Source organism: Polaromonas sp. CG_9.7, assembly GCF_015752205.1.
In the GTDB taxonomy this organism is placed as follows: domain Bacteria; phylum Pseudomonadota; class Gammaproteobacteria; order Burkholderiales; family Burkholderiaceae_C; genus Polaromonas.
The window spans coordinates 41,049-62,768 of record NZ_JADOVG010000005.1; the positions used below are offsets into that span (position 1 = coordinate 41,049).

Genomic DNA, 21,720 nt, shown 5'->3' on the forward strand with positions numbered 1-21,720 from the left:
ATGCACCTTCCTTCACTCGTGACCGGCAAACGCTACACCCTGCCCCAACCCATTGGTTCTGCCGATGCCCTGCTGCTGGCCCGCCTCGGGCAACGCGAAAAAGCGGCTGGCAAGCTCACCGCCATCGTCACCTCGGACGCCGCCACCGCCCAGCGCCTGATGGACGAGATGGCGTTTTTTGCGCCTGATCTGCGCTGCGCGCTGTTTCCCGACTGGGAAACCCTGCCTTACGACGCGTTTTCGCCGCACCAGGATTTGATCAGCGAACGGCTGGCCACGCTCTGGCGCATCCAGCAGCGCAACAAGGACACTGGCGCCGACGTGGTCATCGTGCCGGCCACCACGGCGCTGTACCGCCTGGCGCCGCCCAGCTTTCTGGCCGGCTACACCTTTGAGTTCAAGGTCAAGCAAAAGCTCGACGAAGCCAAGCTCAAAGGGCAGCTCACGCTGGCCGGCTACAGCCACGTCACCCAGGTCGTCAGCCCCGGCGAATACGCGGTGCGCGGCGGGCTGATTGATTTATTCCCGATGGGCTCGCTGGTGCCCTACCGGGTCGATCTGTTCGACGACGAGATCGACAGCATCCGCACCTTTGACCCTGACACCCAGCGCAGCCTGTACCCGGTGCCCGAAGTGCGACTGCTGCCGGGCCGCGAGTTTCCGATGGACAACGATGCGCGCGCCAAATTCCGCAACCGCTGGCGCGAACTGCTGGAGGGCGACCCGACCAAGAGCCGCATCTACAAGGACATGGGCAACGGCGTCGCCACGGCAGGCATCGAGTATTACCTTCCGCTTTTTTTCGAAGAAACCGCCACCGTGTTCGACTACCTTGGCAAAAATGCCACGGTGGTGCTGCACGGCGACCTGGAGCCGGCCTTTCAGCGCTTCTGGCAAGACACCAAGGACCGCTACCGGCTGGTGAAAGACGCGCCCGACCGCCCCGCACTGCCGCCCGAGTCGCTGTTTTTAAGCGCCGAGCAGTTTTATTCGCGCGCCAATGACTATCCGCAGTTGGCGTTGCGCGGCACGGTTGAAGACGTTGCCGACAACGCGCAGATTCAAAAGCTCAGTGAAATGGCCGTGGTGCGCGGCGCCGAAGACCCGCTGGCCGGCCTCAAGCGCCACGCCAAAAACACCGCCCATCGCGTGCTGGTGCTGGCCGAAAGCGCCGGCCGGCGCGAAAGCCTGCTTGATTTTCTGCGCGCAAGCAACCTCAGCCCACCGGCCTTCGATTCGCTCGAAGACTTCCAGACGAGTAGCGAGAAGATCGGCATTGCCACCGCCGCGCTGAACACCGGTTTCAGCTGGCTTGAAGAAAGCATTGATTTCGTCACCGAGACCGAGCTGTTCGCCGCAGGCCCCACAACACGCCGGCGCAACAAACGGCAGGAGCAGGTCAGCGACGTCGAAGCGCTGATCAAGGACTTGTCCGAACTTCGCATCGGCGACCCGGTGGTGCACAGCGCCCACGGCATTGGCCGCTACCAGGGATTGATCAACCTGGACCTGGGCGAGAAAAATTCGGACGGATCCCCTGCGGTGCAGGAATTTTTGCATCTGGAATATGCCGACAAGGCCACGCTGTACGTGCCGGTCAGCCAGTTGCACCAAATCAGCCGCTACACCGGCGTCAGTGCCGAAGAAGCGCCATTGCACCGGCTGGGCAGCGGCCAGTGGGAAAAAGCCAAGCGCAAGGCCGCCGAGCAAATCCGCGATTCCGCCGCCGAACTGCTCAACATCTATGCCCGCCGCGCCGCGCGCGAAGGCCACGCCTTTCGTTATTCGCCGGGCGACTACGAGGTTTTTGCCAACGACTTCGGCTTTGACGAAACCCCCGACCAGCGCGCTGCGATCCACGCCGTGATCCAGGACATGATCAGCCCGCGCCCGATGGACCGGCTGGTTTGCGGCGACGTGGGTTTCGGCAAAACCGAAGTGGCGTTGCGCGCCGCCTTCATTGCCATCACCGGCGGCAAGCAGGTCGCCTTGCTCGCCCCGACCACGCTGCTGGCCGAGCAGCATTACCAGACGCTGGTGGACCGCTTTGCCAAGTGGCCGGTCCGGGTCGCCGAAATGAGCCGATTCCGTTCGGCCAAGGAAATCACCGCCGCCATCAAGGGCCTGGCAGAAGGCACGGTCGATATTGTCGTCGGCACGCACAAGCTGCTAAGCCAGGACGTGAAGTTCAAGCAACTGGGCTTGCTCATCATTGACGAGGAACACCGTTTTGGCGTGCGCCACAAAGAGGCCATGAAAGCCATGCGCGCCGAGATCGATGTGCTCACGCTGACCGCCACGCCAATTCCGCGAACGTTGGGCATGGCGCTTGAAGGCTTGAGGGATTTAAGCGTGATTGCGACCGCCCCGCAACGCCGGCTCGCGATCAAGACCTTTGTGCGCACCGAAGGCAACGGCGTGATCCGCGAGGCCGTGCTGCGCGAGTTGAAGCGCGGCGGCCAGGTTTATTTCCTGCACAACGAAGTCGACACGATTCAAAACCGCCGCGAGAAGCTTGAGTTGCTGCTGCCCGAAGCGCGCATTGCCGTCGCCCATGGCCAGATGCCCGAGCGCGAACTGGAACGCGTGATGAAGGACTTCGTGGCCCAGCGCTTCAATGTGCTGCTGTGCTCGACCATCATCGAAACCGGCATTGACGTGCCCAGCGCCAACACCATCTTGATGAGCCGCGCCGACAAGTTCGGCCTGGCGCAGTTGCACCAGTTGCGCGGCCGCGTCGGCCGAAGCCACCACCAGGCCTATGCCTATTTGATGGTGCCGGATCTTGAAGGCCTGACCAAGCAAGCCAGTCAGCGGCTGGACGCGATTCAGCAGATGGAAGAACTTGGCTCGGGCTTTTACCTGGCGATGCACGACCTGGAAATTCGTGGCACCGGCGAAGTGCTGGGCGAAAACCAGAGCGGCAACATGCTGGAAATCGGCTTTCAGCTCTACAACGAGATGCTGAGCGAAGCGGTGGCGTCCCTGAAGGCAGGCCACGAACCAGACTTGCTGTCGCCGCTCGGCGCCACGACCGAGATCAACCTGCATGCCCCGGCGTTGCTGCCAAACGACTTTTGCGGCGACGTGCATTTGCGCCTGTCGTTCTACAAAAAGCTCGCCACGGCCAAAAAGACCGAGCAGATCGACGCGTTGCTGGAAGAAATCGTCGACCGATTCGGCAAGCTGCCCGCGCAGGCCCAGACGCTGATCGACGTGCACCGCCTGCGCGTGATTGCCAAGCCCTACGGCGTGGTCAAGGTCGATGCATCGCCTGCCGCCATCACCATCACCTTCAAGAAAGACCCCCCCATTGACGCCATGGCCATCATCCACCTGATCCAGAAAAACAAGCACATCAAGCTGGCTGGCAACGACAAGCTGCGCATCGAGCGCGCCCTGCCCGACGCCAAAGACCGGGCGCAAATGGTGCGCGATGTGCTGCGCAGTCTGGGACAGCCGCAAAAAGAAGAGGCCATGCTGGCGCTATGAATGCGGAGGAAAAAAATCTGGCAGTTGTGCAAGCTGTCGACTCGTCCAGCTTGTCAGCGCAAGCGCCAGGTTACGGCGACTTTCTTGTAGAAATCAAGTCGCAGATTCGGCAGCGGCAATTTCAGGCTTTACGCGCGGCCAATCGAGAACTTCTGGCGCTGTATTGGTGGCTGGGTGAAAACATCAGCCAGCGCCAAGCCGCACTGGGCTGGGGCAAAGGCGTGGTGGAAAATCTGGCGCGTGACCTGCAGGTCGAGTTTCCGGGACGCAACGGATTTTCAGCGCAAAACCTCTGGTTGATGCGCCAGTTTTTCAACGAATACAGTGACAAGCCAAAACTCCAATCGTTGATTGGAGAAATCAGCTGGGCGAAAAATCTGCTGGTCATGGCGCGTTGCAAGGGCGATCTCGAGCGTGAGTTTTATCTGCGCGCGACCGCCCGCTTCGGCTGGACCACCAACGTGCTGCGGCACCAGATCGACAACCACAGCTACGCCCAATACCTGAACGGACAAACCAACTTTGACGCCGCCGTGCCGGACACCATCAAGGCCCAAGCTCTGTTGGCGGTGAAAGATCACTACACTTTCGACTTTTTGGGGCTGGCTGAAGAACACTCCGAGCGGGAGTTGGAGCAAGCGCTGGTGCGCAACCTGCGCGGCTTTTTGAGCGAAATGGGCGGTGCCTTCACCTTTGTTGGCAACCAGTACCGGCTGGAAGTGGATGGCAAGGAATACTTCATCGATCTGCTGCTGTTTCACCGCCGCCTGCGCTGCCTGGTCGCTATTGAGCTGAAAATTGGCGACTTCAAGCCCGAGCACAAGGGACAGATTGAGTTTTACCTTGACACGCTGGATCAGCAGCACCGACTGGAAGGCGAAAACCCGCCGATTGGCATCGTCATTTGCCGCAGTAAAACCAAGACGATGGTCGAATACGCCCTGCGCACCATGACGCGGCCGCTGGGCATTGCCACCTATACCGTCACACCGCAGTTGCCCGTCAGTTACCGCAACGATCTGCCCAGTCCTGAGCAAATTGCTGCGCGCTTGCAAGGCTGGGCAGCAAGCGGTGAAGACGGCGAGGCGTGACGGCAGCCAGGCTTAAAACCTGAAATTTATAGAAAATAGGGTTCTAGCGCACGCCATACGGGCACTAGAAGCTATAAAAACAAGAGCAACCATCCGCCATGAGCATTCCCGACGACCTGCTGAAAAGCCTGGAAAACCTGAGCGCCCCGCAACTGCGCCGCCTGCTGACCGAACATTTGACGAAGCAAAAACTCGGGTTGTACTGGGAAAGCAGCGCCATTGCCCGCGATGCGGCGCTGAACGCCGACATCGTGCTGCCCCGTCTGGTGCCGGATTTTTCCCACGGGCTCGATCAGGTTGAAGGCAGCGGCACGCCCAACCTGATCATTGAGGGCGACAACTTCGACAGTTTGCGCCTGCTCAAAAGCACGCACGCTGACAAAATCCGCGTGATCTACATCGACCCGCCCTACAACACCGGCAACAAGGACTGGGTCTACAACGACCGTTATGTCGGCGCAAACGACCGCTGGCGGCACAGCCAGTGGCTCGAATTTTTGTACCAGCGACTGCTGCTGGCCAAGGATTTGCTGACGCAGGACGGCGTGATCATGGTCAGCATCAACGACGAAAACCGGGCGCGGCTGGAGTTGCTGATGGACGAGGTGTTTCCGGGACGGCGGGTTGGCAGTTTTGTCTGGAGGGTGCGCTCAGGCGGTAATGACACCAAGGGTGCACTCCTCTCGGACAACCACGAGCATGTACTGGTGTATGCAAATACAGGTTTTGAGTTCAAAGGTGAAGGCCGCGACGAATCGGCCTATAGCAACCCCGACAACGACCCGCGCGGTGAATGGCAAAACGACAACCTCGTAAAGGCGCATAACGCCAAGCAGAGACCCGAGGCTTACTACCCGATTCACAACGTGGAAACCAACACTTGGTATGCCTGCGACCCAGACAGCGTGTGGCGCTTTTCTTCGATATCCAGACCGCTCAAGAAAAAGCTTCAATCAGACCCAATTGAAACTATTCTTGCGGAGAAACGCATCCTTTGGCCCGGCAACGACAAAACCGTAAGTTATGCGAGTGCTGACGAGATTTTGAAAGCTATCAAGCAGGGCACGGCCCCAAAGCAGCTGAAGATTTACCTTGAACTCAAACAACTGACTAAGGCGGCTGAAAGTGATGCCAAAGTTGCGCGACTTTTGACTTACATCGAACCACTAGAAAGCTGGATAGGACGAAAGATTGGTTATGGCAAACCACGCTATAAACGGTTTCGCCAGCATTTGCTTCGCGAAGTGACGCCGCTTTCATCTTGGCTGCACGCTGCAGCGCAGACACTCACAGAGGAAGACGAAGACGACAACGTAGTCAGCTTGACAGTCGGCGCGACGGGCGAGGGAACCTCTCAAGTCAAAGCGCTTTTGGGCAACAAAGATTTCCCTTACCCAAAGCCCTTGTCGATACTTTTTGGTCTGTTAAACCAAGCCAGTCGAGCCGACGACACCGTTTTAGATTTTTTTGCTGGCACGGGAACCACGGGCCATGCGGTGCTAGCGCTCAATGCGCTGGACGGCGGCAATCGAAAGTTCATTCTTTGTTCCAGCACGGAAGCAACCGTCAAAGAGCCAAACAAAAATGTCTGCCGCGACGTCTGCGCGGCGCGCATCCGCAAGGTCATCGAATCCGACGCGGCGCTGGCGGGCAACAGCTTTGCCTATCTGCAACTCGACAAACTCGCGCCCGGCGATGCACCATTTGATTCCAGTTGCGCGCATGCATTCCAGTTGCTCACGCTGCGTCTGGGACAAGTGGCCCGGCCCGTGCCTGCCACCGACCGGGGCGTGAAGGTGCTGGTACAAAACACCGGCAACGGCGCGCTCACGGTGCTGTGCCACACGCTGACCCGCGCCACGCTCGACGTGCTGGCCGCCCTGCCGTGCCGCCAGTTGCGGGTCTATTCGGCGCGCCCGGCCACGGTGCGCGAGCACTTCCAGGCGCTGGGCCGCGAGGTCGAAAGCCTGTCGCTGGCGCAAGCGCTGCTGCACGGCCAGCAAAGCCCACTGGCGCGGCGCAAGCCGGTCGCCTTGCCGCCAGACGCTACGGATTCAATAGCTGCTCACGCAGACGCAGCAAGCGCAACAGACCTAAATGGCACTGAAAATCCTTCCGCAACCCCTTCAGAAAGCGCCAGCTCATGAGCGCCCTCGCCCCCATCACCGCCCCGCAGTCCGCCGGGCTGGTTCCCAAATCCTTTCAGGCGCAGATCATCAAGAACGTGTGCGACGCCCTGGACCGCCAGCCGCGCCCGCCCTGCCTGCTGCGCAGCCCCACGGGGTCGGGCAAGACCTTCGTGCTGACCCGGATTCTGGCCAACATCTCCCAGGCAACGCCCGTGCTGTGGCTGTGGTTTGTGCCTTACGTCAACCTGGTGGCGCAAACCGTGGACACGCTGGACAACCAGACCACCGAGACCGGCTTGATTGCCAAACACCTGTCCATGGCGCAAAACGAAGCGCCCGAAGCAGGCCAGGTGCTGGTGTCCACCTTGCAGGGCGTGGCCAGCGCCAAGTCGCACAAGGCCGGCTACACCGACAAAAGCGACGACGACCGGCGCAGCCTGGCCACCTACCTTGAACTGGCCCGGGCGCGCGGGCTGGAAATTGGCCTGGTGGTGGACGAGGTGCACATTGCGCTGGACAGCGCCACCGAGTTCGGCAAGTTTGTGAAATGGCTCAAGGCCGACTATTTGCTTATGGCCAGCGCCACGCCCAAGGATGCGCGGCTCAACGCATTCATCGCCAGCGCGGGCAACATCGCCTTCAAGGCTTTCAGCGTCAGCCGCGCCGACGTGGTGGCCGAGCGGCTGAACAAGCCCTGGCTGGAAACCGTGATCTACCCCATGAGCGAGTCGATGCAAGGCGTCACCGACCTGAAACTGACGGTGCTGCGCCGCGCCTGGCTGCGCAACCAGCACATCGGCCGGATGCTGAAAAACCGGGGCCTGGCCACGGTGCCGCTGATGCTGGTGCAGGTGGCCAATGGGGAGGACGCGATTCGGGAGGCCTTTGCATTTTTGACGCAGCAGTTAGGCATTGCCCCGGAGGCGATTGGCATGCACTCGGCCGACGAGCCCGACCCGGTGATGATGGCGGCAATTGCGGTGGACACGCGTATTGAGGTGCTGGTGTTCAAGCAGTCGGCGGGCACGGGCTTTGACGCGCCGCGTGCCTTTGTGCTGGCTTCGACGAAAAACGTGAGCGATGAAGACTTTGCAATGCAGTTCATCGGCCGCGTGATGCGGGTGCCGGCTGAATTGCAGAGGGCTTTTCCAGTGCCCTACACCGCGCCACCGGAACTGGACACGGCCTATGTTTTTCTGGCTAACGAACAGGCGCAGACGGGTTTTGCAGAAGCAGCGGCTTCGACGCAAGCGGTGATCTCGCAGCTCGAAGGCCAGATCGAGGAACTGGTGGTGCGGCGCACCGCGCACGGCGGCATTGCCTTGAGCAACCACGCCACCAACCAGCCGCCGCTGGGTTATGACATGGGCTTGCTGGCCACGCTGGGATTGGATGGCACGGTGCAAGCGCCGGTAGTGCCCGCCGCGCCGCTGCCGGGTGACTCGGCTGTCGTGGCCGCACCGCCGCTGGCCGACATTGGCACGACACCCGAACTGTTCGGCGCCATGGCGCAAAGCGGCGAGTTCGATGCGCTGGACTTCATGGAGGCGGTTAGCGGCAACCGGCCCTCATCCACGCGCAACGCCCCAGCCAACCAGGCCCAGTTGCTGGAGGCGCTGGACGCCTGCGGGCTGCGCGCCTACCCCCGGCTGGACCGGGTGGCGCAGCGCGCGACGCCCAGACAGTTCATCACCGAAACCAAGCCGGTGTTTGACGTGCTGGAACTCGACATTAAAGCGGCGGCGCGTGCATTGCCGTTGCCCGAAGAGGTCAAAAGCATGGCCACGCGCGCGGCGCTGAACCTGCTGACGGAATGGGAAGTGCGCACCGAACTGTTCACGGGCGTTAGCAGTGAAGACCGGGTTCAGGTCGTGACGGACCGCACGGCGCTGATGCACCACACCCAGGCGGCGCTGGAAAAGATGGGGCTTGAAGAGCAGGACCACATCGAGCTTATTGGTGAACTGGCGCGGCGGCTGCTGCCCGAAATCGAGCGCGCCCACGCCTACCGCGAGCATGAAGCAGCCCCGCCGTCCGGCGTGCTGCGCACCCAGGCGCGCGACGCCGCCTGCTGGGTGATTCACAAGCAGTTGCCCGAATTGCAGGAAGCCTTGCAGGCGCAATGGGCCAGCAAGGCGCGCGAAGCCCCGGCGCAGGCGCTGCCCGATGCACTCTTGATGCCTGCCGGCAAACCCTTGGCGCGATCGAGAAAAAATATTTACGGCGTGCTGTTCCCCGAAACCGACAGCGTGGCGCTGGCGGCCGGCGCGTTGCCGCTGCAAGCCCAGCCTCTGTTTAAAAACGAAACGTATGTATTTGCGCAGGATGCCGGCGGCCAGCCGTCGGGCGACGTGTTTTCAACGGCGCGACTGGATGCGACGTTTGAATTCAACACCCAGGAGCTGGCCTTTGCGCAGTCGCTGGATCGGGCCGATTTTGTTGCCTGGTGGCATCGCAACCCGCAGGGCAAGCCCTACAGCATTGCGCTGATGCGCAGCGACAGCCGCCACATGTTCTACCCCGACTTCGTGGTCTGCCTGCAGCATGAGCTGGACGACGAGCCGCTGATTCGCCTGGTCGAGACCAAGCACGATGTGAAGGACGCCAGCCGCAAGGGCAAGCACCAGTCAAGCACCTATGGGAAAGTCTTGTTTCTGACCAAGGACGCCCAGCGCTTCAAGATTGTTGACGACAGCGGCAGCCTGGGTGAAGTGGTGGACTTTGACAACCTGGCGCGCCTGCGGCAATGGATGCGCGACTCGGCGCCTGCTACCTGACATATTTTCAATATCAAATAGGCCGCTAGTGCACGCTCCATCTGCGCGAACAGCTATCAAAACCATAGTAACAAGAATCATGAACCCCATCGAACCCTCCCCCGGCCTAGTTGTCAACATTGCCACGCCCGACCTCAAACTCAGCGACTTCAAGCTGATCGCCTTTGACATGGACTCGACACTCATCAACATCGAATGCATCGACGAGATTGCCGACGCGGTGGGCCGCAAGGCTGAAGTGGCGGCCATCACCGAAGCCGCCATGCGCGGCGAGATTACCGACTTCAAGGACAGCCTGCGCCGGCGCGTGGCGCTGCTCAAGGGCGTGAGCGTTAACAGCATGGAATCGGTTTACCGCGAGCGCCTCAAGCTCAACCCGGGTGCGGCGGAATTGGTGCACGCCTGCAAGGCCGCCGGCATGAAGGTGTTGCTGGTCAGCGGCGGCTTCACCTTTTTTGCCGACCGGGTGCAAGAAACGCTCGGCATCGACTACCTGCGCGCCAACGTGCTCGAAATCGACAACGGCATACTGACCGGCCGACTGGTCGATCAGCCGTGGGGCGACATCTGCGACGGCGAGGAAAAGCGCCGCACGCTGCTTGAAACCTGCGGCGTGCTGGGTATCAACCCGCTGCAGGCGATTGCCATGGGCGACGGCGCCAACGACCTGCCCATGATGGGCGCAGCCGGCCTGTCGGTGGCCTACCATGCCAAGCCCAAGGTGCGCGAGCAGGCGATGGTGGCGATCAACGAAGGCGGGCTGGACCGGCTGCTGGAGCTGCTGCGATGAAGCGATGAAGCGATCTTCGATGAACGGCTACGCTCCCTCATGAACCTGTTTCAAAAATTCGAAAGCCTGCTGCACGCGTACCCCGAAGCAGAACCAACGCTGCCGCCCAAGGGTTTCATTGCTTTTATCTGGGCTTGCAGCCAGGGTGCACGCGGCTTCATTTTGGGGATGGCTGTGCTGTCCGGCTTGTTGGCCGCCTTTGAGGCTTTGCTGTTCGCCATGATGGGCCGCATTGTGGACTGGCTGGGCCGCACGCCACCGGCCCGGCTGTGGATCGAGCAGGGCACGACGCTGAAAGTGCTGGCTGGCCTGGTGGTTGCCAGCATTGCGGTGGTGGCCCTGCAAACCGTCATCAAGCACCAGACGCTGGCCATCAATTTTCCGATGCGTTTGCGCTGGAATTTTCACCGCCTGATGCTGGGCCAGAGCATGGCCTTTTACCAGGACGAATTTGCCGGGCGCCTGACCACCAAGGTCATGCAGACGGCGCTGGCGGTGCGCGACACGCTGTTTGTGCTGGCCGATGTGCTGGTGGCCATGGTGATTTACATCGCCACCATGACAGTGCTGGCGGGTGCATTTGACCTCAAGCTGGTGCTGCCGTTTCTGGTCTGGCTGCTGCTGTATATCGGCTCTCTGTTTTTCTTTGTGCCCCGGCTGGGCCATGTCGGCAAGCAGCAGGCCGATGCGCGTTCGCTCATGACCGGCCGCATCACCGACGCCTACACCAACATCACCACCGTCAAGCTGTTTTCCCACACCCACCGAGAAGCCGCCTTTGCCCGCTCGGCGATGCAGGAGTTCATGGACACCGGCCACAGCCAGATGCGGCTCGTCAGTGCGTTTGAAGTCGTCAACCATGCGCTGAGCATGGGCCTGATTCTCGGCATGGCTGGCACGTCGCTGTGGTTGTGGCAGCTGGGCGAGGTCGGGGTTGGCGCGGTGGCGGCGGCTACCGCCATGGCGCTCCGGCTGCAGGGCATGTCGCACTGGATCATGTGGGAAATGACCAGCCTGTTTGAAAGCGTGGGCACGGTGCAGGACGGCATCAACACGCTGTCGCGGCCGCGCGTGATCGAGGACGCCGCCCAGGCCAGGGTGCTCACGGTGCCGCACGGTGAAGTGCGCTTTGAAGACGTGAGCTTCAGCTACGGCCAGGGAACGCGGGTGATTGAAAAGCTTAACCTGGCGGTCAAGCCTGGCGAGAAAATCGGCTTGATTGGCCGTTCGGGCGCGGGCAAATCCACGCTGGTCAACCTGTTGCTGCGCTTTCATGATGTCGAGGCCGGGCGGATTTTGATCGATGGCCAGAACATTGCGAACGTCACGCAAGACAGCCTGCGCAGCCACATCGGCATGGTCACTCAAGACACGTCGCTGCTGCACCGCTCGGTGCGCGACAACATCACCTACAGCCGGCCCGGCGCGACCGAGGACGCCATGCGGCTGGCGGCGCAGCAAGCCGAAGCCGACGGTTTTATTGCCGGCCTGACAGACCTGCAAGGGCGTACGGGCTTTGATGCGCATGTCGGCGAGCGCGGCGTGAAGCTGTCGGGCGGCCAGCGCCAGCGCGTGGCCATTGCCCGCGTGATGCTGAAAGACGCGCCCATCTTGCTGCTCGACGAAGCCACCAGCGCGCTGGACTCCGAAGTGGAAATTGCCATCCAGACCAGCCTGAACACCCTGATGAAGGGCAAGACCGTGATTGCGATTGCGCACCGCCTGTCAACCATTGCGGCGATGGACCGATTGATCGTGCTGGACCAGGGCCGCATCGCGGAAGAAGGCAGTCACCGCGAACTGCTGGCCCTGGGCGGTGTGTACGCGCGGCTGTGGGCGCACCAGAGCGGCGGTTTTCTGCCTGACGAGACCGACGAGGAATAGGCGCAGGTCTTCAGTGCCCGCCATTGAGTTTGGCATGAATGCGGCGGATGTTGCGCCAGACCAGCCACAGCACCAGCGGAATCGCAGCGCCGACCAGCATTTCCGGATTCACCGGCGCGCCCGCCGCCTTGGCGGCCTTGCCGGCGTAAAGCAGCAGGCTGATGACGTAATAGGAAATGGCGGCAATCGACAGGCCTTCGACCGTTGATTGCAGGCGCAGTTGCAGCTCCTGCCCGCGCGTGAGTTTTTCCAGCAGCACCTGGTTTTGCGTTTCGGTGGCAATGTCCACCCGGGTGCGCAGCAAGGCGCTGGTGCGCGTGATGCGCTCCGACAGCGAATTCAGGCGCTGCGCAGTGGCGGCCACGGTGGCAATGGCAGGCGACAACCGGCGCTGCATGAATTCGCTCAGTGTCTGGGTACCGGAAATGGGCTTTTCGCGCAATTCGATCAAGCGCTGGCCGACCAGCGTGTTGTAGGCCTGGGTGGCGGAAAAACGGTAGCTGTGCTCGGCGGTGGCGCGCTCGACGCGTGCGGCCAGTGACACCAGCGTGTCGAGCAGATCCTGGTCGGATGCCGACTTGCCTTCCAGCCGGGCCGTGATGTCGGCCAGCGCGCTTTCGGCTTCTGACAGCATGGGCGCAAGTTGCTTGACCACCGGCAGGCCGCGCAAGGCCATCAAGCGGTAAATCTCGACTTCCAGCAGGCGCTGCGAAATGCGGCCGGCACGGCTTTCACTGGTGCCGGGCACGGCAACCACCAGCATGCGCTCAAACCCGTCGGCGCCAATCCGGAAGTCGGTCACCGCCCAGGAATGGCCGTTACCCAATTGCGAGGCAATCACCGAACGACCGCCAAACCAGGACTGCGCCTGCGCCATCAGCGCGGGCGCATCGCCAAGCAGCCCTTCCAGCATGACCAGCTGAATGGCCGACACGGTGCGCCCCGGAATGCCGCAAAGCCATTCGGGCGTGACGGCCAGGCCAGTGAGCAGTTCAGGCTCGGACGCGCCGAGCAGCGCACCGTCTGGCAGCGCCTGCACGATGGAATAGCGGGTAAATTCGCTGTGCCGCTCCCATTTCACGGTGAAGTAACCGCACGGCAGCCGCAGGAAATTGCCGCTCAGGCGCTCCAACGGCAGCAGGCTCTGGCCGTTCAGGCGCCGCAGGTGCGCGCACTCGTCTTCACGCGTGATGCCGGCGTTGAGCACGGCCACCTGCACGACCAGCGCCGGCAGCCGCACCCGCGCGGAAGGACGGGCATGCACTTCGTTGTGCAGCGCGCTGCGCTGCGGGTCGTCGGGCGGCAGGAAACTGGCCCGAAGGGAAAGTGGAGGCAGGCTGGAGGTCATGCGTTGATACTACTTTTTTGATAGCTGAATGTGCCCACCGGGATTGCGCAAGAAGGTCTATTGAGCATATTCCTGTGCTCAGGCGTCACGCCGGTTTGCCGTTGAACGCCTGCGCTGGCCGGCGTTGCACCTGACCCGGCAAGGTGCTGGAAGCAGGCACCGGGCCGGTTGCATGGCGCTGGCCGTTGCACACTTCATGGCTGATGGCCAGGTTTTCGGCATGGCTGTTGCCGCCATCACACAGCGCCTGGATATGTTCCAGCGTTGCCGCCTCGGGCGTGACATGCTGGCCGCACACCCAGCACGGCACCACGCCATGCAACTGGCGGGCGACGGTGCGGTACATCTTGATGCGAAGGTGCTGCAAACTGCTCATGAGTGCATTTTCATTCAAAAAAATGGCACTTTTTTTATTCAACGGCTTATGACAGCCGCCATGCGATTGCACTTTAGGTTGCGGCTTCCCCGGAGATTGCGACAATGCATTTTTAAACCAACAAAGGATTGCCATGAAAGGCGACGCACAAGTCATTGCATACCTGCAGGCCCAGCTCAAAAACGAGCTGACTGCTATCAACCAGTATTTCCTGCATTACCGCATGTACAAGCACTGGGGCCTGGACAAGCTGGCCAAGAAGGAATACGACGAATCCATCGGCGAGATGAAGCATGCCGACCGGCTGATGGACCGGCTGTTCATGCTTGACGCCCTGCCCAATTTGCAGGACCTGGGCAAGCTGATGATTGGTGAGGATGTGCTGGAAGTGCTCAATTGCGACCTGAAGCTGGAATCGGCCGCGCAAATCACGGTGAAAGAAGGCATGGCCCACTGTGAAGCGGTGCGCGATTATGTTTCGCGCGATCTGTTGCAGGACATCCTGAACGACACCGAAGAGCACATCGATTTCCTGGAAACCCAGATCGACCTGGCCGGCAAGGTCGGCATCCAGAACTACATGCAAAGCCAGATGGGCGAACTCAGCTAAGGGCTGACGCAACACCCCGGCACCTGAGCGGTGCCGGAACACAGGCAATACACAACGGGGCTTTTAAGCCCCGTTGTTGTTTTCAAACACAAGCGCCTGTAAAGAGGAAAGATTTGACTGACGGTATCGCGAATAATTCTCATTTATCAATACAATCGTGAACGCATTTCAGCAGCCAGCCAACTCACGTCCTGCAGGACAGCTTCGAGCCAGCCAAGCCAATATTTAAATCTGATCCGTTGCCCCCAAGGCCGGATACCGCTTGGAGCTCTCTCTTTTGGCAAACCTTTCCGCCCGCCCTGCGCGCCACCGCCTGTCCAGCTGTGACAGTTTGAAAAAATTTTCTCCGGTCACAAAAACCACATCTGCCGGCTTGTCATCCGAATGCGTTTTGATGCCCTTGGGTGCGCTGATGCTTGCTGCCTCGGTGTCCGGCTGGGCACAAAGTACGACACCTTCGCCTGAATCAGGCATTGCCACAACCACGCAGGTCGAAGGCAAATCCCTGACCCCTGTCACGGTTACCGGTACTCGCGACCGCGCTGCGCAAACCTACCAAAGCGGGGTCACCAGCGTCGGCAAGATGCCAGTGGCGGCCAAGGACATTCCGCAGTCGCTGACCGTGATAAATGACAAGCTGATCCATGACCAAGGCAAGGACAGCTTTAAAAGCGCACTGGAAAATGTCATCGGCATCACGTTTGAAGCCGGCGAAGGCGGCCGTGTTGGTGACAACATCCGGCTGCGCGGCTTCAGCGCGGCGGGCGACATCTACCTTGATGGCATGCGTGACATTGCGCAGTACAACCGCGATTTGTTCAACATCGACCGGGTGGAAGTGTTGCGCGGTTCGGCGTCCATGCTGTTTGGCCGGGGCTCCACCGGTGGCATCGTGAGCCAGGTCAGCAAGCAGCCGCGCCTGATCACCGAGCAAGAGGTCAACGCGACGATTGGCACCAACGGCTACCAGCGCTATCAAGGCGATTTCAATTTCAAGCTTGATGACGAGGCCGCCCTGCGCATCAATGCCATGGCGACCGACGGCGACGGACGCGGCGACAATGCCGGCGCCTCCACCCATCGACGCGGCCTGGCGCTTGACTACCGCTTCGGCATTGGCACCGCCAACGAATTCGCTGTCAGCTATTACCACCTGCATTACAACGACAAGCCCGACTGGGGTTTCCAGTGGCTGGAAGGCAAGCCGGCGCCCTCGCCCACCAACAAATACTGGTATGGCCTGGACAGCGACTTCCAGAAAGACAAGGCTGATGTGTTGACCCTGTCGCATACCCACCGCTGGAGCGACGGCAGCACCTTGAAAACCACCGCGCGCGACGGCTACTATTCACGCGCCATGTGGGCCACGCAGTCCAGCTTTGCCGCCGGCACGACCGGCCTGAACGTTAACCCGAACACGGTGGTGAACCGGCGCACGAATGCCAAGTCGGGCGAAGAACATCACACCTTTTTACAGACCGACTATCTGACCACGACCAACTGGTTTGGCCGCAAGAACAGCTTGCTGGCCGGCGCAGAATATGCGCTGGAAAAGGCCAAACGATCGACCTATCCTTCATTGATCCGCAACAAACTCGCGACAACGGCTGGCAATCCGGACAGTGCGGGCATCAGCGGCGACCTGACCGAGCGGCTGGCCACGCAATTCCAGGCGCGCACGCTGGGCCTGTATTTGCAGGACACGATTGACATTGCGCCTTACTGGAAACTGGTCGGCGGCTTGCGCATTGACAACTTCAAGGGCGACTACGAACGCACGGGCAATACCGCACCCAACAACACGCCGCTGTCGCGCTCGGACACGCTGCTGAGCAAACGCCTGGGCGTGATGTTCCAGCCAAACGAAGAAGTGAGCTATTACGCCTCGTATGGCACATCGTTCAACACATCGGGCGACCTTTACCAGTTTGACCCGACCTCGGCCAATACCGATCCAGAAAGCAGCCGCAACATGGAAATCGGCGCCAAGTGGGAACTGTATGGCGGTGACCTGTCGTTCCGCACCGCACTGGCACGCACCGAAAAATTCAACGAACGCAACACCGACATCGACACGGCCAACAATTCCTACCTGCTTTCAGGCAAGCGCCATACCGATGCGCTGGAGTTCGAGATTGCCGGTCGTATCACGCCGCAGTGGGATGTTTTTGCGGGCCTTGGTTTCATGAAAGCGGTGATTGACCAATCGGGCTCGAATGCCGCCGGTCAGGCTGAAGTCGGGAAAAACCCGGGCCTGAGCCCGAGCCGTCAAGCGACCTTGTTCACCACCTACCGAATTGGCGACAAGTGGCGCGTGGGAGGCGGCTTCACGGCGGTCAGCCAGAACAAGCCAGCCAACAGCGTCACTTCACTGAACCGCGCACCAGGTTATGTCAAGGCCGATGCGCTGCTGGAGTACCGTATCAATGAAGGCAACAGCGTGAAGTTCAACATCGACAACCTGTTTGACAAGGTGTACTACAACACGCTGTACCGGGGCTTTGCCGCGCCGGGCGATGAGCGCAGTGTGCGCCTGACGCTGACCAGCCGGTTTTAACCTGCAGCGCCTGCCATCAGGCGCCCCCCAGAACCTCGGACATTTCGGATTCACGCCGCAATGTCCGATTCCATTTGGAATTACACATGCTGCTTCGCATTCCACAAGTCCTTGCGCCTGACGAACTCGCACAAGTCCGCCACCTCATCCTCGGTGCAGACTGGTCTGATGGCCGCATCACCGCCGGCAGCCAGTCCAGTTCCGTCAAGAACAACCTTCAACTTTCAGAAGAGCTGCCGGCCGCCCAGCAGGCTCGCCACCTTGTTTCCATGGCACTGGCCCGCAACCCGATGTTCGTGACCGGCGCGCTCCCCAAATCAGTCTACCCGCCGCTGTTTAACCGCTACGGCGGTGGCAATGCCACCAACCACTTTGGCAAACACATCGACAACGCCGTGCGCACCCATGCGGCCACAGCGCGCCATGTGCGCACCGATATTTCCTGCACGCTATTTCTGAGCGACCCGGCCAGCTACGACGGCGGTGACCTGGTGGTGGAGGACACCTATGGCGAGCAGCGCATCAAGTTTGAAGCGGGCGACCTGGTGATGTACCCGGGCACATCGGTGCATCGGGTGGAGCCCGTCACGCGAGGCGAGCGGCTGGCCTCCTTTTTCTGGATAGAGAGCATGGTTCGCGCCGATTCGCAGCGCAGGCTGCTGTACGAAATGGACATGGCAATCACTTCACTCCGGCGCAAAGACATGGCGCAATCCGCGCCCGGCAGCGCCGAAAGCAGCGAGGTCGTCAAGCTGACCGGCTGCTATCACAACCTGTTGCGCATGTGGGCCGATGTTTGATGGCAATGCGTGACGCTTGGACGACTGCCTGCGTCGCTGCGCGCCAAGTTGAACATCCAAGTCCGGCCCTAGTATTAGAATAAAAATAATTCTCATTCGCAATTATTTTTTAATCCATCGTATTTATAGAGGACACCAGATGAAGCAACTCGTGATCGCAGCCAGCCTGATGGCGCTGCTTGGCACCTCGCAGGCCGTCCTGGCCCAGACGGCCAGCGCACCTGCAGCCGTCAACGCGTCGGTGGGCGCGGCGTCGTTCAATACCGTCGCCTCGAACTATGCAGTCCTGGTCAATGCCAGCTACGCCGACACCCTGGCGGCAACGAAAACCATGCAGCAGTCGATTGCCGCTTTCGTCAAATCACCCTCTGCCGACACCCTGGCGGCGGCGCGCAAGACCTGGCTGGCGGCGCGCGAGTTCTACGGCCAGACCGAAGCCTTTCGCTTTTATGGCGGTCCCATTGACGACGCCAACGGCCCCGAAGGCCGAATCAACGCCTGGCCCATGGACGAATCCTATGTTGATGGCACAAAAGGCAAGCCCGACAGTGGCCTGATCAGCAATCGCAAATTCGTCATCAGCAAAAAGAACTTGTCGGCGCAAAACGAGCGCGGCGGCGAAGAAAACATTGCCACCGGCTGGCACGCCATCGAATTTTTGTTGTGGGGCCAGGATGTCTCGGACACCGGACCGGGCGACCGCAGCTTTGAGGATTTCGTCGATGGCAAGGCGCCCAATGCCGACCGCCGCCGCCAATACCTGACGGTGGTCACGGACCTGTTGACCGACGATCTGGGCGGTGTGGCCAAGGGCTGGGCGCCTGGCGTTAAAAACAACTACCGCGCCAAGTTTGAAAAAGTCGGCCAGGAATCGGTTCGCAAGATGCTGCTGGGCTTGGGCTCGCTCTCGCGCGGCGAGTTGGCCGGTGAACGTCTGGAAGTGGCGATCAACAGCCAGGACCAGGAAGACGAGCATTCCTGCTTTTCCGACAACACCCACCGCGACGTGGTGAACAACGCCCTGGGCATCCAGAACGTCTGGATGGGGGAATACAAGCGCGCCGACGGCAGCCTGCTCAAGGGCGCCTCCTTGCGCGAGCTGGTCGCTGCCAAGGACCCGGCGCTGGCCGGGCAGACGACCCAGCGGATCAACGCATCGGTCCTGGCGGCACAAGCCATCCAGGCGCCGTTTGACCGTGAAATCATTGGTGCCAAGGAGGCACCGGGCCGCCTGCGCATCCAGAACACCATCGACAGCCTGACGCAGCAAAGCAAGGACCTGGCCGCATCAGCCAAGGCCTTGGGCATCACCCGGCTTGCAATCAGTGCGCCCGCAAAATAACACCGAGCACCATGACTGGAAAACGTTTTGCCGCGGCGCTGCTGTGCAGCAGCGTCGGGCTTGCAATTGCCTTGGGGAGCAGCGCAGCCAAACCGCTGGACGATGAAAGAACCGGCGGCGACACCACGGTTTATGCCACCGGGCGCAATGCCTTTTCGTTTCCGGCGGCCAACCTGGATGACGAGGAGCGCACGCGCTTTGTCATTGGCAACTCGTTTTTCAAGCGCAACTGGGTCGAAGCGCCTGCGTCCACGACGGCGCGCGACGGACTCGGGCCACACTTCATCGCACGGTCTTGCGGTGGCTGCCATGTGACAGACGGCCGGGGCGAGCCGCCGCAAATCTTCAACCAGCTGGTCAAGGCAGACCCGGCGGTGGGACTGCTGATGCGCCTGTCGGTGCCCGGAAAAGCTGACCCTCGGGTTGGCGTGGTGCCTGAGCCGGTGTACGGCGACCAGTTCAACAATGCGGCGGTGCATGGCGTCAAGCCCGAAGGCAGCGTCGTGATTCGCCACACGCCGGTCACCGGCCATTTTGCCGATGGCACCCGCTACACCTTGCAAAAGCCAGCCTACAGTTTCGACCACCTGAATTACGGCCCCATGCAGCCGGGCGTGATGATCGGGCCGCGCATCGCGCCTCAGATCATTGGCGTCGGCCTGCTCGAAGCGATTGCAGAATCGGAAATTCTGGGCAATGCAGCCCGACAAGCTGCGGCGCCCGGCCCGATCAAGGGCCAGGTCAATCGCGTATGGGACGAGTTTGCCCAACGGGAAATGCTGGGCCGTTTTGGCTGGAAGGCCAATGTGGCCACAATTGCGCACCAGACCGCTGCTGCGTTCCGGGGCGATGTCGGCATCACATCGTCACACGCGCCCGACGAAAGCTGCACCCCGACTCAAACCGACTGCCTTCAGGCACCACGCGGTGCGCAGGGCGAAGGCCCGGAAATCGATGACAAGACGCTGGGCGACGTGGTGTTCTACCAGGCCACGCTGGCTCCGCCGGCGCGGCGCAACGCGCAAGACCTCCAAACCGTGCGCGGCCAGCAACTGTTTACCCAGGCCCAGTGCGTCGCTTGCCACCGGCCGAGTTACGTCACTGCGGCCGGACCTTTTGCGCAGTTGACCAGCAAAGCGCTGAACGGCCAGCGCATCTGGCCGTATACCGACTTGCTGCTGCACGACATGGGCGACGGTCTGGCCGATGGCCGCCCCGACTTCCATGCCAGCGGCCGCCAGTGGAAAACGCCACCCCTGTGGGGCATTGGCCTGATCAAGGATGTCAACAGCCACAACCGGCTGCTGCATGACGGGCGCGCGCGCGGCACGCTTGAAGCGATCCTGTGGCACGGCGGCGAGGCTGAGGAGAGCAAGCAGCAGGTGCTGAAGTTCAACAAATCCCAGCGTGAAGCGCTGATTAAATTCGTGGAATCCTTATGAAATTGTTAATTCAGCCTGTCCTGGCGCTGACGCTTGGCTTAGGCCTGTTCGCCAGCGGATCGGCCATGGCGCAGACCAACTGGTCGCAAGTGGCGGTTCCGGCCTACAGCCCCACCCACGTCCTGCAAGGCCTGCACCAGTACTGGACGCTGCCCCGGTCTGACGACTTTGCACGAGAAGCACAGGCTTTGCCGGTGGCGGTCATGGCGCTGTGCGAAGCCGCATCGCCCGCCTCACAGGCACAGGCAGTGGCACGCGGGCAATGGCAGGCCACCACCCATGCCTGGGAGCGGCTTTCGGCAGTGGCTGTCGGGCCACTGATCACACGCCGCTCTCAGCGGCAAATCGACTTCTCGCCGACGCGCCCGGCGCTTATTGAACGGGCGATCAAGTCCGCACCGGTCGGGCCGCAAGCCATGGAACTGGTCGGAACGCCCGGCAAGGGTTTGCCAGCACTCGAATGGCTGCTCTGGACACGTCCGGTCGCGCCCGGCTCTGCCGCCTGCCGTTATGCCGTGGAAGTGGCACATGACATCGAGCGTGAAGCGCTGGCCTTGCAGCAGGACTTCAAGACTTTGGCGGCAACCGACTGGCAAAATGCCGAGCTCGCAACAGTGGCGGCCGGCATGAGTGAACTGGTCAACCAGTGGGCAGGCGGCGTGGAACGCTTGCGCTGGGCGCAAATGGAAAAACCGCTGCGCGCGGCTGGCGACAAGGAAGCGCCCGAGTGGCCCCGCGCGTCCAGCGGCCAGACAGTGCAAAGCTGGACGGCACAATGGGAGTCGTTGCAAGCGCTGGGCGTGTTGCAGGGCAAGGAAGCGCCTGCGCTGGGGCGGGGTCTGGTGCCGCTGGAAACCTACCTGCGCGGCATGGGCCTCAACCCGGTGGCCAACGCATTGCTGGCCGCAACGCAGCACTCAAACCAACGCATTCAAAAATTGGCTGGCAGCCGTGCACCCGGCCATCCGCAGGTGCTGGACGCCTCCCGTTCGCTGGCCGCGCTCAAGCGGGTAACAGAGGGCCAGGTGGCGCCTGCACTGGACATTGGCATGGGCTTTTCGGATGCGGACGGAGATTAGGCC

14 protein-coding genes are annotated in these 21,720 nt (G+C 61.2%); 12 read left to right on the forward strand and 2 right to left on the reverse strand.

All coding sequences use genetic code 11. The annotated features are described in order from the left end of the window. From mfd to IWX87_RS06620, 6 genes are all read left to right on the forward strand, one after another. Nucleotides 1-3,492 (forward strand): transcription-repair coupling factor, encoded by a 3,492-nt coding sequence (gene mfd / locus IWX87_RS06595; protein WP_196862731.1) that lies wholly within the window; start codon nucleotides 1-3, stop codon nucleotides 3,490-3,492. 26 nt (nucleotides 3,493-3,518) lie between these two features. Beyond that, nucleotides 3,519-4,583, forward strand: a complete 1,065-nt coding sequence (locus IWX87_RS06600; protein ID WP_370583791.1) for a YhcG family protein — start codon at nucleotides 3,519-3,521, stop codon at nucleotides 4,581-4,583. A gap of 98 nt (nucleotides 4,584-4,681) precedes the next feature. Next, on the forward strand, nucleotides 4,682-6,730 hold the full coding sequence (locus IWX87_RS06605) for a site-specific DNA-methyltransferase (protein WP_196862733.1): 2,049 nt from the start codon (nucleotides 4,682-4,684) through the stop codon (nucleotides 6,728-6,730). Then, nucleotides 6,727-9,489: a DEAD/DEAH box helicase gene (locus tag IWX87_RS06610; RefSeq protein ID WP_196862734.1), complete on the forward strand. Its 2,763-nt coding sequence runs from the start codon at nucleotides 6,727-6,729 to the stop codon at nucleotides 9,487-9,489. Before IWX87_RS06605 ends, IWX87_RS06610 begins: the two co-directional genes overlap by 4 nt. Before the next feature lie 79 nt (nucleotides 9,490-9,568). Further along, nucleotides 9,569-10,279 carry a phosphoserine phosphatase SerB gene (gene serB / locus IWX87_RS06615; protein WP_196862735.1) on the forward strand — a complete coding sequence of 237 codons (711 nt, stop codon included), beginning with the start codon at nucleotides 9,569-9,571 and terminating at the stop codon, nucleotides 10,277-10,279. A 39-nt stretch (nucleotides 10,280-10,318) separates the two neighbouring features. Further along, nucleotides 10,319-12,163 carry an ABC transporter ATP-binding protein gene (locus tag IWX87_RS06620; protein WP_196862736.1) on the forward strand — a complete coding sequence of 615 codons (1,845 nt, stop codon included), beginning with the start codon at nucleotides 10,319-10,321 and terminating at the stop codon, nucleotides 12,161-12,163. Nucleotides 12,164-12,173: 10 nt separating this feature from the next. On the opposite strand, the gene IWX87_RS06625 is transcribed toward IWX87_RS06620, so the two are convergent. Both IWX87_RS06625 and IWX87_RS06630 read right to left on the reverse strand, forming a co-directional pair. Then, on the reverse strand, nucleotides 12,174-13,511 hold the full coding sequence (locus IWX87_RS06625) for a DUF3422 family protein (protein WP_196862737.1): 1,338 nt from the start codon (nucleotides 13,509-13,511) through the stop codon (nucleotides 12,174-12,176). An 85-nt stretch (nucleotides 13,512-13,596) separates the two neighbouring features. Further along, nucleotides 13,597-13,887 carry an HNH endonuclease signature motif containing protein gene (locus tag IWX87_RS06630; protein ID WP_196862738.1) on the reverse strand — a complete coding sequence of 97 codons (291 nt, stop codon included), beginning with the start codon at nucleotides 13,885-13,887 and terminating at the stop codon, nucleotides 13,597-13,599. A 133-nt stretch (nucleotides 13,888-14,020) separates the two neighbouring features. Between IWX87_RS06630 and bfr the strand changes: the two genes are divergently transcribed. The 6 genes from bfr to IWX87_RS06660 all read left to right on the forward strand — a co-directional run bounded on the left by bfr (nucleotide 14,021) and on the right by IWX87_RS06660 (nucleotide 21,717). Beyond that, complete coding sequence (gene bfr, locus IWX87_RS06635; RefSeq protein ID WP_196862739.1) at nucleotides 14,021-14,497, forward strand: bacterioferritin; 477 nt, start codon at nucleotides 14,021-14,023, stop codon at nucleotides 14,495-14,497. Between the two features lie 373 nt (nucleotides 14,498-14,870). Beyond that, nucleotides 14,871-17,054: a TonB-dependent siderophore receptor gene (locus IWX87_RS06640; protein WP_196862740.1), complete on the forward strand. Its 2,184-nt coding sequence runs from the start codon at nucleotides 14,871-14,873 to the stop codon at nucleotides 17,052-17,054. 86 nt (nucleotides 17,055-17,140) lie between these two features. Then, nucleotides 17,141-17,854, forward strand: a complete 714-nt coding sequence (locus IWX87_RS06645; protein ID WP_196862741.1) for a Fe2+-dependent dioxygenase — start codon at nucleotides 17,141-17,143, stop codon at nucleotides 17,852-17,854. Nucleotides 17,855-17,993: 139 nt separating this feature from the next. After that, nucleotides 17,994-19,196, forward strand: coding sequence for an imelysin family protein (locus tag IWX87_RS06650; RefSeq protein WP_196862742.1), 1,203 nt, complete (start codon nucleotides 17,994-17,996; stop codon nucleotides 19,194-19,196). A gap of 11 nt (nucleotides 19,197-19,207) precedes the next feature. After that, nucleotides 19,208-20,638 carry a di-heme oxidoredictase family protein gene (locus IWX87_RS06655; protein WP_196862743.1) on the forward strand — a complete coding sequence of 477 codons (1,431 nt, stop codon included), beginning with the start codon at nucleotides 19,208-19,210 and terminating at the stop codon, nucleotides 20,636-20,638. After that, a complete protein-coding gene (locus IWX87_RS06660) occupies nucleotides 20,635-21,717 on the forward strand; it encodes an imelysin family protein (protein WP_196862744.1) in 1,083 nt (360 codons plus the stop codon). The genes IWX87_RS06655 and IWX87_RS06660 overlap by 4 nt, the downstream gene beginning before the upstream one ends. Nucleotides 21,718-21,720 lie beyond the last annotated feature (3 nt).